The 12,052-nt window shown below is 49.1% G+C and carries 14 protein-coding genes; 8 read left to right on the top strand and 6 right to left on the bottom strand.

From position 1 onward, the window contains the following. Positions 1-15 precede the first annotated feature (15 nt). The 5 genes from BMZ56_RS07170 to BMZ56_RS07150 all read right to left on the bottom strand — a co-directional run bounded on the left by BMZ56_RS07170 (position 16) and on the right by BMZ56_RS07150 (position 2,641). Positions 16-357, bottom strand: coding sequence for a hypothetical protein (locus BMZ56_RS07170; protein WP_090625898.1), 342 nt, complete (start codon positions 355-357; stop codon positions 16-18). A gap of 10 nt (positions 358-367) precedes the next feature. Continuing rightward, entirely contained in the window at positions 368-799 is a 432-nt protein-coding gene (locus BMZ56_RS07165; protein WP_143072868.1) for a response regulator, read from the bottom strand. A gap of 177 nt (positions 800-976) precedes the next feature. After that, a complete protein-coding gene (locus BMZ56_RS07160; protein ID WP_218146495.1) occupies positions 977-1,915 on the bottom strand; it encodes an SMP-30/gluconolactonase/LRE family protein in 939 nt (312 codons plus the stop codon). A 68-nt stretch (positions 1,916-1,983) separates the two neighbouring features. Continuing rightward, complete coding sequence (locus BMZ56_RS07155) at positions 1,984-2,235, bottom strand: DUF4342 domain-containing protein (protein WP_090625895.1); 252 nt, start codon at positions 2,233-2,235, stop codon at positions 1,984-1,986. Between the two features lie 79 nt (positions 2,236-2,314). Continuing rightward, the gene (locus tag BMZ56_RS07150; protein ID WP_317048184.1) at positions 2,315-2,641 is read right to left on the bottom strand and encodes a DUF6249 domain-containing protein; all 327 of its coding nucleotides are present in this window, start codon (positions 2,639-2,641) and stop codon (positions 2,315-2,317) included. Positions 2,642-2,734: 93 nt separating this feature from the next. On the opposite strand from BMZ56_RS07150, the gene BMZ56_RS07145 reads away from it, so the two are divergent. The 8 genes from BMZ56_RS07145 (at position 2,735) to BMZ56_RS07110 (ending at position 11,404) form a co-directional block, all read left to right on the top strand. After that, positions 2,735-5,152: a TonB-dependent receptor gene (locus BMZ56_RS07145; RefSeq protein ID WP_090625893.1), complete on the top strand. Its 2,418-nt coding sequence runs from the start codon at positions 2,735-2,737 to the stop codon at positions 5,150-5,152. Positions 5,153-5,155: 3 nt separating this feature from the next. After that, the gene (locus BMZ56_RS07140) at positions 5,156-6,337 is read left to right on the top strand and encodes a PepSY-associated TM helix domain-containing protein (RefSeq protein ID WP_090625892.1); all 1,182 of its coding nucleotides are present in this window, start codon (positions 5,156-5,158) and stop codon (positions 6,335-6,337) included. Then, a complete protein-coding gene (locus tag BMZ56_RS07135) occupies positions 6,327-6,527 on the top strand; it encodes a hypothetical protein (RefSeq protein ID WP_090625891.1) in 201 nt (66 codons plus the stop codon). Before BMZ56_RS07140 ends, BMZ56_RS07135 begins: the two co-directional genes overlap by 11 nt. An 86-nt stretch (positions 6,528-6,613) precedes the next feature. Further along, positions 6,614-7,639: a sensor histidine kinase gene (locus BMZ56_RS07130; protein ID WP_090625890.1), complete on the top strand. Its 1,026-nt coding sequence runs from the start codon at positions 6,614-6,616 to the stop codon at positions 7,637-7,639. Continuing rightward, positions 7,636-8,352 (top strand): LytR/AlgR family response regulator transcription factor, encoded by a 717-nt coding sequence (locus BMZ56_RS07125; protein ID WP_090625889.1) that lies wholly within the window; start codon positions 7,636-7,638, stop codon positions 8,350-8,352. Before BMZ56_RS07130 ends, BMZ56_RS07125 begins: the two co-directional genes overlap by 4 nt. A 113-nt stretch (positions 8,353-8,465) precedes the next feature. Further along, positions 8,466-10,475 carry a TonB-dependent receptor plug domain-containing protein gene (locus tag BMZ56_RS07120; protein WP_090625888.1) on the top strand — a complete coding sequence of 670 codons (2,010 nt, stop codon included), beginning with the start codon at positions 8,466-8,468 and terminating at the stop codon, positions 10,473-10,475. A gap of 27 nt (positions 10,476-10,502) precedes the next feature. Then, the gene (locus tag BMZ56_RS07115) at positions 10,503-11,141 is read left to right on the top strand and encodes a hypothetical protein (RefSeq protein WP_090625887.1); all 639 of its coding nucleotides are present in this window, start codon (positions 10,503-10,505) and stop codon (positions 11,139-11,141) included. A gap of 20 nt (positions 11,142-11,161) precedes the next feature. Beyond that, on the top strand, positions 11,162-11,404 hold the full coding sequence (locus tag BMZ56_RS07110) for a hypothetical protein (RefSeq protein ID WP_090625886.1): 243 nt from the start codon (positions 11,162-11,164) through the stop codon (positions 11,402-11,404). A 51-nt stretch (positions 11,405-11,455) separates the two neighbouring features. On the opposite strand, the gene BMZ56_RS07105 is transcribed toward BMZ56_RS07110, so the two are convergent. After that, positions 11,456-12,040, bottom strand: coding sequence for a YdeI/OmpD-associated family protein (locus tag BMZ56_RS07105; RefSeq protein WP_090625885.1), 585 nt, complete (start codon positions 12,038-12,040; stop codon positions 11,456-11,458). Between the last annotated feature and the right edge of the window lie 12 nt (positions 12,041-12,052).

The following is a 12,052-nucleotide window of genomic DNA, read 5'->3' as shown; positions in this document are numbered from 1 at the left end:
AGGTGTATCTCCGGTTCATTCATTGATATTATGCATCGAAATCCGCACCTTCATATCCACTTGTATAAGTTCACCTTCCCCTACGTATTCGAAGACATGCCGTTGCAACACGCGCATAAGGTGTTCAACTGGAATTTTGGTAAGCAGCTTTCGGTTTATAAACACAGCCTCAATGCGTTCACTCTCCACCTCCGTGTCTATTGACTGGAATACACCCGGAGCGAGCAGATCCAATGATCGTCCCAACCCTAGTTTGCCTTGAACCGCGTTTTTTGCGAGCACTAGGACGTCGTGAAAAAGGGGTAACTTAAGCTCTTCGAAGCTGATATCAATTCCATATGTTTTGCTTGCATTCAAGAGGATATTTCTAAAAAAATAAGACCAAAGGTTCCTGCGCCATCAGCTTGTGCAACGTTTCTTTTGTCAGCGGCTTTTTGTTGAAGGCAATAACCTGAGTGTATAATTTGGATTTTGCTTCATCGGCTATCTCTTCCGAAGCGGTATTCACAATGACCCACACATCTTTGCAATAGGGTTTCGTGCAAATGGAATCCAGTACGCCCCATCCATCGATACGAGGCATGTGGATATCCAGCAGAATTAATATCTTCTTACCTGCAACTGCTTCCCGTTCGATATGTTCAAGTGCGCTGAAGCCGTCAAAGTATACAATGGGTTCATCAAGTGGCCACACTGATTTTACCAGTGTTTTTTGTATCTTCCCTAGCATCTCGTCATCGTCAACAATAAATATACTCAGATCCATATAGCCTGTTCCCGTCTCATAAACAGACGGCAAAGGTAGGAACGTGTGCTAATTATCCAAGGTTAAACCGGTTGATAATCAGATATTGTAGTGGATTTCTGACATGGAGAAGCCTCACAGCGCCATTAGCACATCAGGACCTGATTGGTCTATTTCAACGACAAAGGGGAAGAAGTTTAGGTTTGCCGGGCTTTATTTCTAGCTTATCATTTATCTCAATTTTACTCGTAACACATACCTATCATTCGTTATGTAGATAGTCCTTTCATCTGCCGACAACGCTACGTTTGATGCGGCCTCATCTAACCTGATTTTTCCTAATACCGTGCCGTTATCGTTAAATATCCAAATCCCACCCGGTCCACTTGCGAAGACATTACCGTTTTTGTCGATCTTCAACCCATCGGGCAGGCCTTTTAACCCCTGGCGAGTTTCGGTCGCGCTGTGAAATAAAGTGGGTGTTGACAAGGTATCTCTGACATCCAGTACGTACCAGTTGGCCGCATTGGGATCCGAACTTGCTATCAACAGCTTTTCTTCGTCAGGGAAAAATGCGATGCCATTGGGTCTTGAAATACCGTCTGCCAGTAAGACGACTTCCCCGTTTGGCTTTACTTTGTATACCCCATTGAACGGGATTTCTTTGGCTGGATCGTCATCGTTTTGCGCAGGCAGTCCATAGGGGGGGTCCGTGAAAAATAGCTCGCCCATACTGTTGTATACAGCGTCATTCGGACTGTTGAACCGCATGCCATTGTATTTTCCTGCTAAGGTAACAAAGATCGCTTCTGGTTTGTGTAGCGCTGCATCCATTGTAGCCATCTGCCGGTTGCCATGTTGGCACAGAACGAGATTGCCTTCGCCGTCTAATACAAGGCCATTGCTGCCGGGTTCTTTGCTATTGGTAGGTTCTACTCCGGTGTAACCGCTCGGCTGCAGATAAACTTCCGCGCCATTTTCTTCCGACCATTTATAAATTGTATTTGTGGGAACATCTGAAAACAACAGCATTTGTTCACTTTCTACCCATAGTGGGCCTTCGCTCCATTCAAAACCTTCTGCAATAATTTCGGCCTGAGCGTTGTTGTCGATAATCGCGTCCAGCGCTGGATCGAGCCGTTCGATGCTGCCTGTAGTTCTATCATTCATTTGCGCGGATTGTTGCGTGTTATTGCAGGCCATTGCCGCGATTAAAACGAATGGAGTGAAAAGCCGTTTCATAAGCCTTCCGTATCTTCATCACGTTCAACCGTGATGGAACATTCGGCAACAAGGGCCGCAAGTGCGCCAACAGCCGCAAAGAGGGGGGCCAGTAATGTGCCCACCACGCCGACAGTAATCGGGAAGCTCATGATTTCCTTGCCGGATTTGTCAGATATGATGATTTTCCGGACGTTGCCTTCGGCAATGATGTCTTTTATCTTTTTTAGTAATTCTTCACCTTTTACAAAAAATGATTCTTTGTTCATAACGTTTCCTAGTTATTACTTAACAAAGATAACATTCTTCCTATCAAAATCTATCTAGGCAGTCTATTTACTATCCGGCTTATTCCTGTTGCCGGGCTGAGGGGTTACCATTTACCACGAAATAATAAACTAGAAATCCAAGTGCGATAAAGGTGCCTTCGATACCGTAAGGAAGCGGCGAGTTATATTCATACGGTATATACTCCAAAAGAATAAGGCCGATACCAGCGAATAAGAGGATGAGTCCCCATTTCAATGTGCTGTACCGGTTATCTGCCTTGCTGGCAAATAATCCTTTAATCAATTTCTCGTCGGTGAGTCCTGACGAGACAATTCGTGAGCGGAGTCGGTACTTCAGGAGAGTTTCGATAATATAAGCGAGCGTGAAAAAGACCGTTCCGACAATAAACCTTTATTCGATTTTCAGGGCCTAGTAGCATTTTATTATTTAGATTTAATTTAATTATATATTTTTGCCCCGTATTTATCAATCGCTTATATGAACAATAAATATTACGGCATTCTTTTTTTTCTATTGATCTCTACGGTAGCCTGGGCACAAACCGGCACAATTAGCGGAACCATCCATACGGTGGACGGCCGCCCTGCTGAGTCCGTAAACATCACGGTAAAAGGCACAAGCCGCGGTGCTACGGCAGATGGGACCGGCAACTATCAAATTAATAATGTACGCGAGGGAAATCAGGTTGTGGTGGCTTCGTTTATTGGTTTAGAAACGCAGGAGCAGACGGTATCGGTTCGCGCTGGGGAGACAACGGTTGTTAATTTTGTACTCGCCGAAGATGAGGCCCGGTTGCGTGAGGTAATTGTCTCTGCGCAACGGTCGCCCAACCGCAATACCCAGGTGGCGAAAATCCCGCTCAAAAATCTTGAAAATCCACAAGTATATAATTCAGTATCCGCTGAGGTGCTGAAACAGCAGGTGATAACCACGTACGATGATGCATTCCGGAATATTCCGGGTATTACACGCACGTGGGAAGCCACCGGTCGCGCGGGCGATGGTGCGGCATACTTTGCGTTGCGCGGCTTTGATGCACAGCCGGCTTTGACCAATGGATTGCCCGGCTTGACCAGCGGTAATCTCGATCCGGCCAACGTAGCGGAAATTCAGGTAATCAAAGGGCCGTCAGGCACCTTGTTTGGCGGCAGTTTCTACAGCTACGGCGGGCTCATCAATACGATTACAAAACAACCCTATGACAGGTTCGGTGGCGAGGTGACCTATAATTTTGGAAGCTACGGCCTCAACCGGATTACAGCGGATATCAATACATCCTTAAGTAAAACGGAGAAAATTACGGCGCGCGTCAATGCGGCTTACCATTCGGAAGGAAGCTTCCAGGATGCGGGTTTTAAAAAGTCATTTTTCATTGCCCCTACGCTGGCGTATGAAGTCAATGACCGGCTTTCCTTCAAGGTCATGGCCGAGATATTGGAAGAGGAACGTTCTGTGGCACCGGTGTTTTTCCATTCCGATCGCCTAAGTCCGCTTGATTTCCATACCCTTGAAGAGCTTAATCTCAATCCAAAGTTGTCGTTCACCAGCAATGACATCACCATTAAGAACCCAAAATACAATCTGCAAGCACAAATGGTCTATAAACTTTCTGACCAGTGGACTTCGCAAACGGTGGTTTCGCGTGGTACGGTCAAGTCCAATGGCTACTATACGTACATGTGGGATGACGTGGCGGGTGACAATTACTTTAGCCAGTATTTCCATAAAGAACAGTTCACCCTGCATACGACCACCATTCAGCAGAACTTCAATGGTGATTTCAAGATCGGTAGCCTGCGTAACCGCCTGCTTGTGGGTTTGGATTACTATAGTCGTAACGCCATTGACAACGGTTCAGGATGGGGTTGGGCACGTAGCGTAACGCCACAGGGCGATATGGATTACACCGATCCATTCACGGGTGAGGAATTGCCACCTGTATACCTCACACAAGCGTCTATCGAAAATCTGTTGGGGGGCTTGGAAGGCACGTTGAGTAACATCGTAAACAGTTCATATGGAGCTTATCTATCCAATGTGCTTAATGTGACGCCCGGTTTAACGGCGATGGTGAGCCTTCGGGCCGACTACTTTGACTCCAAAGGCGAGAAGGGCACGGCGGATGACGACTATGACCAATTTGCACTATCACCGAAATTAGGGTTGGTATATCAACCGTTGCGCGATAAGCTATCACTTTTTGCCAACTACATGAATGCGTTCATCAATGTAGATCCCCAATCGGTATACGATGCCGATGGCAATTTTATGGAAGTTAAATCATTCAAGCCCGAACAAGCCAATCAGTGGGAATATGGCGTGAAGGCCAATCTGTTTGGCGATAAACTATTTGGTACGGTGTCAGTTTACGACATCAAAGTGTCTGATCGGGTCTATCCCGACCCGACAAATCCTAATAACTCCGTACAGGGTGGCAAGGTAGGTAGCAAAGGGTTTGAGATTGACTTAAATGCCAACCCGACAAAGGGACTGAGTGTACTGGCAGGATATAGTTACAATGAGACAAAGGTTATTACCGGTAATGGCGAAGATTTCTATTCGGAACCCGGCCGAAGCCCCGGCGGGCAAGGGCCGCAACATTTAGCCAATCTGTGGGCAACCTACCGTTTCCCCGAAGGAAAATTGAAAAACTACGGTATCGGCCTTGGGGGCAACTATGCCGGCAAGTACAAAGTGATCGACAACAGCGCGACGGGGGTCTTCTACCTACCCGCCTATACCCTGGCCAATGCAAGTTTGTTTTATAACGGTGAGCGCGTGCGTATTACGGCCAATCTGAATAACCTGACCAATGAGCAATACTATGTCGGTTACTGGTCAGTCAATCCACAAAAAAGACGTAATTTCGCTGCTAGCGTAGCCTATAAATTTTAACCGATGAAGGCACAGACAATCAATAAGTGGTTTCATATCCATAAATGGACCAGTTTAATATGTACACTGTTCCTATTGATGCTGTGCATCACGGGATTGCCGCTGGTATTTTACGAAGAAATAGACCACTTTCTGCACGACGAAATTGAGGCGACTCCTCCAACTGAGGGCGCGCCCCGCCTTTCGGCCGATGCTATACTCGGAGCGGCGAGGGAGGAATTGCCGGGCAAAGTAGCCAAATATGCTTTCTGGGACGAAGATCATCATCCGGGACAACTGTTCCTGACGTTGGCCGATTCGGCGGAAGCACCCATAGAGGCCGACCATTACCTCACCATGAATGCTTATACAGCCGGCGTACTGGAGGCGTCACCCAACGAAATGGACTTTATGCTGGTTATGTACTACCTGCATGTCGAAATGCTGGCAGGTATTCCGGGTAAGCTGTTCCTCGGATTTATGGGCGTGTTGTTCATGTTGTCAATGATTTCTGGGGTGGTGTTGTATGGTCCCATTATGAAACGGTTTAATTTCGGGATGATCCGCACGGAAAAATCCCGGCGACTACGCTGGCTCGATCTGCATAACCTACTCGGCATTGTCACCCTTGCCTGGGCATCGGTGGTGGGTATTTCGGGTGTGATTAATACATTGGCCGATCCCGCGTTGGATGCATGGCGCGATGGACAGCTTGCCGAGATGGTGGCTTCTTATGCCGATCAGCCCAAGGTAGGCGGTGAATTTGCTTCCTTGCAGGCAGCCCTCGACACCGCTCGGGCCGCCGCTCCGGGAATGGAGGTCTCGTTTGTAGCATTTCCAGGCACGCTGTATTCCAGTAATCATCACTACGCTGTGTATATGATTGGCAATACCCCCCTGACTTCGCGCATTATCAAACCGGCGCTCATCGACGCCAAAACCGGTCAACTCACAGACATGCGCGATATGCCATGGTACCTCAAAGCGATCTTTATTTCCCAGCCCTTTCACTTTGGTGACTACGGGGGGATACCGATGAAAATCCTGTGGGTAGTTTTAGATCTGTTCACGATCATCGTCCTGATATCGGGATTGTATTTGTGGTTTGCCCGACGCAAAGCGCGCGCAGCCCAGCTGAAGCGGGTTATTCGGCAAGCTGAATCAGAATCACTTACCTTATCCAGTCTGCAAGAAGATGCAAGCTAGCAAGCGAAATACGTTTTTGATGCTTTGGGGCATGCCTTTGTTGCTATTTGCGATTACGATCGCAGGGTTGTTGCTGGCCATTATCGGTACCGGAATTTGGCATGGCTTCTCGTGGGTTACCCTTTCTGTACCCGTGTATTTCATGGTGAAGCATGGAATCGCTTTCTTTGCGCCATCACGCCGAAGTTAGCGCCACCAACTTTCAAGCTGTGGCCGAAAAAGGGATGCCACGATGTTTGCAATTGAAAGGCGAGTTCGTTAGGTTTGTCTTAACGAATGCGTGTATCTTCTTCATACATCCTCGCCTTTTTTCATGCTATTGTATGGGCGGCTATCCTGTTTTTTCCGTTTTTTATCGCAGATCCCGATACCGGATATGCAATTGGTGCCGTTCCCGGCGCTTTTTTTACACTAGCCGGTCTCATTCACTTGGGTATATTCTATGTCAATGCGTACTATTTTTTTCCGAAATTCTTCAATAGACGTACCTGGTGGCTGTACGTGCTGTTGTCCATTCTGCTGGTGGGTGTTTCGTTGGTACTCAAAACCATCCTCCTTCATAGTTGGTTTTCGGAGACGCTGGTAACCCCGGTTGCCAACCGGATCATCTTCGCACCTAGTTTCGGAATATACGTCATCAGTATTGTTTATCGTAAAATATTGGATACGATTCGCCGGGAGCGTTTACAGAAAGAAGAACGTGCGGAGCAGCTGGCTACCGAACTGAAGTTCCTGCGTTCACAGATCAACCCGCACTTTTTGTTTAATACATTGACCAACCTCGTTTCGCTGGCGCGGAAGAAATCCGAATTACTAGAGCCGGCATTGATCCAACTTTCTGATCTAATGCGTTATATGCTGTACGACACACAGGGCAAGCGCGTACCACTGTTAAAGGAAATCACCTATCTCCGCAATTATATTGGATTGCAACAACTCCGCTTTGGTGAGCACATCGATGTGTCTGCTACGATCGAGTTGTCTCCGGATATGGAAGAACAGTCGCTCATTGAACCCATGCTGCTCATTCCTTTCGTTGAGAATGCCTTTAAGCACGGTACCAGCCACCTGGAGCACCCAGAAATCGTCATCCACCTAACGGGGCAGCAGGGACAATTGGTCTTCCGCGTCAGCAACCGGATTGCACCCTCGTCGGCCGAAACGAGCAAGGACCGGAATTCTGGAATCGGCTTAGCAAATGTTAAAAAAAGATTGGATCTCTTGTACGGCAATGCATACCGACTCGACATTGGCCAACAAAACGGTTGGTATGAGGTAACGCTTAAACTCACCCTGTCATGATGCGATGCTTGGCAATAGACGACGAGAAACTGGTTCGAGATCTCCTGGAAGATAACATCAAACAGGTGCCGTACCTTCAATTAGTGGCCAGCTGCAAGCATGCGATGGACGCGATCGATGTGCTACGGCGGGAATCCATCGACCTGATATTTCTCGATATTCAGATGCCGGGGCTCAGCGGTTTGCAATTCCTTCGTTCCCTTCCGCATCCCCCCTTGGCTATTTTGGTGACGGCCTATGAGCAATACGCGCTGGAAGGGTTTGATCTGGACGTGGTAGATTACCTGCTGAAACCGTATACGTTCGATCGGTTCCTCAAAGCCTGCAACCGGGCATTGGAGCGTCACCAGTCCCGGCAAGATTCCCTACGCTCCCCCGCATTCGGTATGGATGATTTTTTCTTCGTCAACGTAGAGTATGTTCAGGTAAAAATCAATTTCGCCGATATCCGTTACATCGAAGGTCTGAAAGACTATGTAAAGATCCATTTGACATCGAGCAACAAACCTGTACTCACACGCATGACCCTGAAATCGATGGAGGAGCGGCTGGCGGGAGCATCCTTCGTACGCACACACAAATCGTTTTTGGTGTCCATTCCCCATGTTACCGCAGTCAAACGGGATACTCTTTATCTTGGGGAGCGGGAACTTCCCATCGGCGACGCCTATCGGGAGCAGGTCGAACGCATCATCCGGCCATCTACCCATTAAGGACATCTACACATCCCGCCTGTTCGTCGCGGTGACTTGCCCATTGGTCTATACATCCAAAATCGGATAGATACCCACCGTAGTTTTGTTGCTGAATCAAATGGAACAATGCGATGGAAACTCCAAGAATCGTCGGCCTCCTGGCAACCGCGCTGTTGCTATCAGGTAGCCAATGGGCGGTAAGCCAAGAGCGGCCAAAAGACAGTCTTACACGTCAACCGGATCGCATCGCCAACGGAGCGAAGCGGCGGATGCTGGAAGAGGTGCAGGTCAGCGCCGGTACCTTTGAGGCGAGCGACAAGGCGAAGGGAGCTTCCCTCACTCCGATAGATGCCGTGACGGTTGCCGGTAGCAACAACGACCTGTCGCAGGCGCTCCGCGCATTGCCGGGAACCCAGCAGGTAGGCGAGGGGGAAGGCCTTTTTGTACGCGGTGGCACAGGCGAGGAAGCTAAGCAGTTCATGGACGGCATCCTCGTAAAAAATCCCAATTTCCCCGCCGTACCAGGTATTCCGCAATACGCGCGCATTGATCCGTTTCTGTTCAAGGGAATTCTGTTCAGCACGGGGGGCTATTCGGCCCTATATGGTCAGGCGATGAGCAGCGCGCTGATTCTGGAGAGCATTGACATCCCAGAAGCTACCGAGGCCAGTTTCAGCCTGTTCCCGGCAAATACCGGGGTGGGGTTCCAGCGGCGCGCAGACGATGGTAACAGCGGCTATGGCGTGAACCTGGCATACAGCAACCATCGGTTGTATAACGCAGTTGTTCCGCAGGCCCCCGAATATTTTGCCGGACCCAGCTACCTGCAGGGAGACGCCCATTTCCGGATCAAAACGGGCGACCGGGGAATCCTGAAGTTTTACACGAACTGGAACGGCAGCGAGGTGGGCCTTACCCGGCCGGATATCGACCATCCGGGCCGCCGCTCCGCGTACTTCGTGCGCGGGCGGAATACATACAATAACCTGAGTATGGTCCGCTACTTTGGCAACAACTGGAAAATTGACGCAAGTGGCGGATATAGCTTCCTTCGTACAGCTATCCGCTCGGACGATACGGGATCCTCCGACAGGGATGAGCACTTTGCCCAGTTGCGTGCTGTTTTCACGAAAGGCTTTGCACGCAATCAGGCCGTCCGTTTCGGTGCCGAACATTTTTTTACCCGCGAAGCGGGAACTTGGGAAGATCAACCCATCCGGTTAACAGACCAGCTTACCGCAGCATTTGCGGAAGGAGACGTTTACCTTACCCCGCACATGGCGGCCAAAATCGGCGGACGCATTGAGCACTCATCGGCACTGCATCGCTGGGTATTCGCTCCTCGTGCCAGCCTCGGCTACCGCTTGGGGGTGGCCAGCCAGCTGAATGCCGCGTACGGTATTTTCTACCAAATGCCATCGTCGATTTACCTGTACGGCAACCCCGAGCTAGGATTCTCGCGGGCCACACACTACATCGTCAACTTTACCCACAACGCTGGCAATCGGTTTTTCAGGGCGGAAGCGTATTACAAGCGCTACCGCGGACTGTTACGGACCGAACCCAACCTCGCTACATCTGGCATTGGCGATGCCAAGGGGCTCGAGTTTTTTTTCCGCGACAAGCGCACATTTACCAACCTGGATTACTGGGTTACCTATACTTATATCGATACCAAACGGCAATTTCTGGATTATCCCGAACTGCTGAAGCCAACCTTCGCGGCACCCCATACGGGTACGCTGGCGTTGAAGAAATTTTTCCCCGCCCTTTCGACCAACGTCAATATATCGTATGCATTCGCCTCAGGCAGGCCGTATTATGACATTGAGTCATCTTCCGGGTCGGGAGAATCAACGATCAGGCATGCGGGTACGACGAGGCCTTATAGCGTGGTGAATCTGCATGTGGCCTATCTCACGAGTTTCTTCAAGCGGTCGAAGTTGAAAAACTTTTCCGGTATCGGGATTGGCGTAAACAACCTGTTGGGTACCAAGCAGGTCTTTGGCTATAACTACAGCACTGATGGGCAGCACCGGCAGGCTATCACCCTGCCCGCACCCCGTTATTATTACATCGGTGTGTTCATGAGCTGGGGCGTGGACCGCAGCGACGATTTCATGGATAACCAACTTCTTTAATTATTACATCACAAAATTACTAATGCTATGAAACGAGTAATCATTATGCTTGTAGCGCTGATCCCAATCAGCGGCTTCCCCCAGGAGGGCAGCGCAAGCACCCTGGAACAATTGGTGGCTAAATTGGATGGCGCCGCTACGGTGGCAGACTACGAAGCGCTGGAAGCCCAATTCGCAGCGCTTTCGGAGGCCGACGAACAATGGCTGCCACCCTACTACGCGGCGTTATGCGATGCAAACATTGGCTTCCTGCTCGAAAAAGAAGGCGAGCGGATCGAACCCTATAGCGACCGCGGCCTTGAACAATTGAAGGAAGCCCGATCGCGGATCGACAGCGCGACACAGCGAAAAGAACTGGCAGAGGTTTATGTCGTTGCCAGCCTGTTGTACCGCACCAAGGTCTTTATCAATCCGATGACTATGGGGCGTAAGTATGGTCCGACCGCAGGGAAATACCTGGAGCTGGCATTGAAGCTTGATGCCGACAATCCCCGCGCCATTCATGTGGATGCCTGGAATAAATACCATACCCCGAAGATGTGGGGAGGCGATAAGGGTTTGGCAAAAGAACTCGCTCAGAAGAGCTTGGCACTGTTGGCCAAGGAACGGAAGGGTGTTGAGCCCCATTGGGGAGTTCGTGAAAACAAGGAATTATTAAACAATTAGTCACATAAAAACATACAACTATGTTCTTTCCATTTATCATCATCATGCGGCTGCTGTTTGCAGCCAGCATGGTCTTTATCATCGGTTATGTTTTCGGCGGGTTTTCGAAGAAAAAATCATTAACCCGACTGACGAAGATTGCTGCCATATTGGTCATCATACTGTTTGTCGCGGCGAATATTTTTTTCACGCGGCAGGTATTTCATCATCATAAAGATGGGCCTTTTGGCGGCACTTGCATCGAACAGTCGCCCACGCCGTAAAGACACCGTGGCCGAGCCGTCTCATTTGCTTTTGGAGACGGCTTTTCTTTTTCAATCCTCCAATCCCTTTCCTTCAAGGATTTTGGGTACATACTTTTCAATTCTTGACTCCCGGGTCTTGGATTGCTTGGCTTGCGAAAAATAAAAAATGTAGGCCCGTTGTCTGCCCGGTGTTAGTGCCTCGAAAGCCGTTTTAAGTGCAGGAATTTCGTCCAATTTCTTTTGGAATTCCTCGGGAACGGTAAAATCCGACGTCTTTTTCAATGGCACTTTCAATCCGGCTTTTTCCACTTCAATCGCTTGGTGAACATATGCTTTCAGGATACGCTCCAACTCAACAATTTCGCGGGCATCGGTAAACCGGATCTGGCGGGCCGCCTGTACGTTTTTAGTTTGTTGGATTAATATTCCTTGCTCGTCTTTCAGCAATGAGCCCTTAAAAAAAAGCAGCGCACAGTATTCTTTAAATCCGTGTATGAGCACGATATTTTTACGTTGGAACGTGTAGCAGGGCTGGCCCCATTTCAGTTCTTCGGTAAGCCCGCAATCGAGTATAATCTTTCTCAATATGGCGAATTCCTTCTGCCATTTTGTGTCCTCGTTAAAGAACCAGTCAACTTTTGGGTTTGTCGTCATATGCTGTATACG

It is taken from the genome of Parapedobacter indicus, assembly GCF_900113765.1.
Lineage (GTDB): Bacteria > Bacteroidota > Bacteroidia > Sphingobacteriales > Sphingobacteriaceae > Parapedobacter > Parapedobacter indicus.
The sequence above is the reverse complement of the archived record's forward strand: the minus strand, read 5'-3'. Positions and strand labels throughout refer to the sequence as shown.

Coding starts and splice junctions, on each gene's coding strand:
- BMZ56_RS07160 (WP_218146495.1), bottom strand. CDS start 1,915: ATGAATGATAGAACTACAGGCAGCATCGAACGGCTCGATCCAGCGCTG.
- BMZ56_RS07155 (WP_090625895.1), bottom strand. CDS start 2,235: ATGAACAAAGAATCATTTTTTGTAAAAGGTGAAGAATTACTAAAAAAG.
- BMZ56_RS07145 (WP_090625893.1), top strand. CDS start 2,735: ATGAACAATAAATATTACGGCATTCTTTTTTTTCTATTGATCTCTACG.
- BMZ56_RS07140 (WP_090625892.1), top strand. CDS start 5,156: ATGAAGGCACAGACAATCAATAAGTGGTTTCATATCCATAAATGGACC.
- BMZ56_RS07135 (WP_090625891.1), top strand. CDS start 6,327: ATGCAAGCTAGCAAGCGAAATACGTTTTTGATGCTTTGGGGCATGCCT.
- BMZ56_RS07130 (WP_090625890.1), top strand. CDS start 6,614: ATGCGTGTATCTTCTTCATACATCCTCGCCTTTTTTCATGCTATTGTA.
- BMZ56_RS07125 (WP_090625889.1), top strand. CDS start 7,636: ATGATGCGATGCTTGGCAATAGACGACGAGAAACTGGTTCGAGATCTC.
- BMZ56_RS07120 (WP_090625888.1), top strand. CDS start 8,466: ATGGAAACTCCAAGAATCGTCGGCCTCCTGGCAACCGCGCTGTTGCTA.
- BMZ56_RS07115 (WP_090625887.1), top strand. CDS start 10,503: ATGAAACGAGTAATCATTATGCTTGTAGCGCTGATCCCAATCAGCGGC.
- BMZ56_RS07110 (WP_090625886.1), top strand. CDS start 11,162: ATGTTCTTTCCATTTATCATCATCATGCGGCTGCTGTTTGCAGCCAGC.
- BMZ56_RS07105 (WP_090625885.1), bottom strand. CDS start 12,040: ATGACGACAAACCCAAAAGTTGACTGGTTCTTTAACGAGGACACAAAA.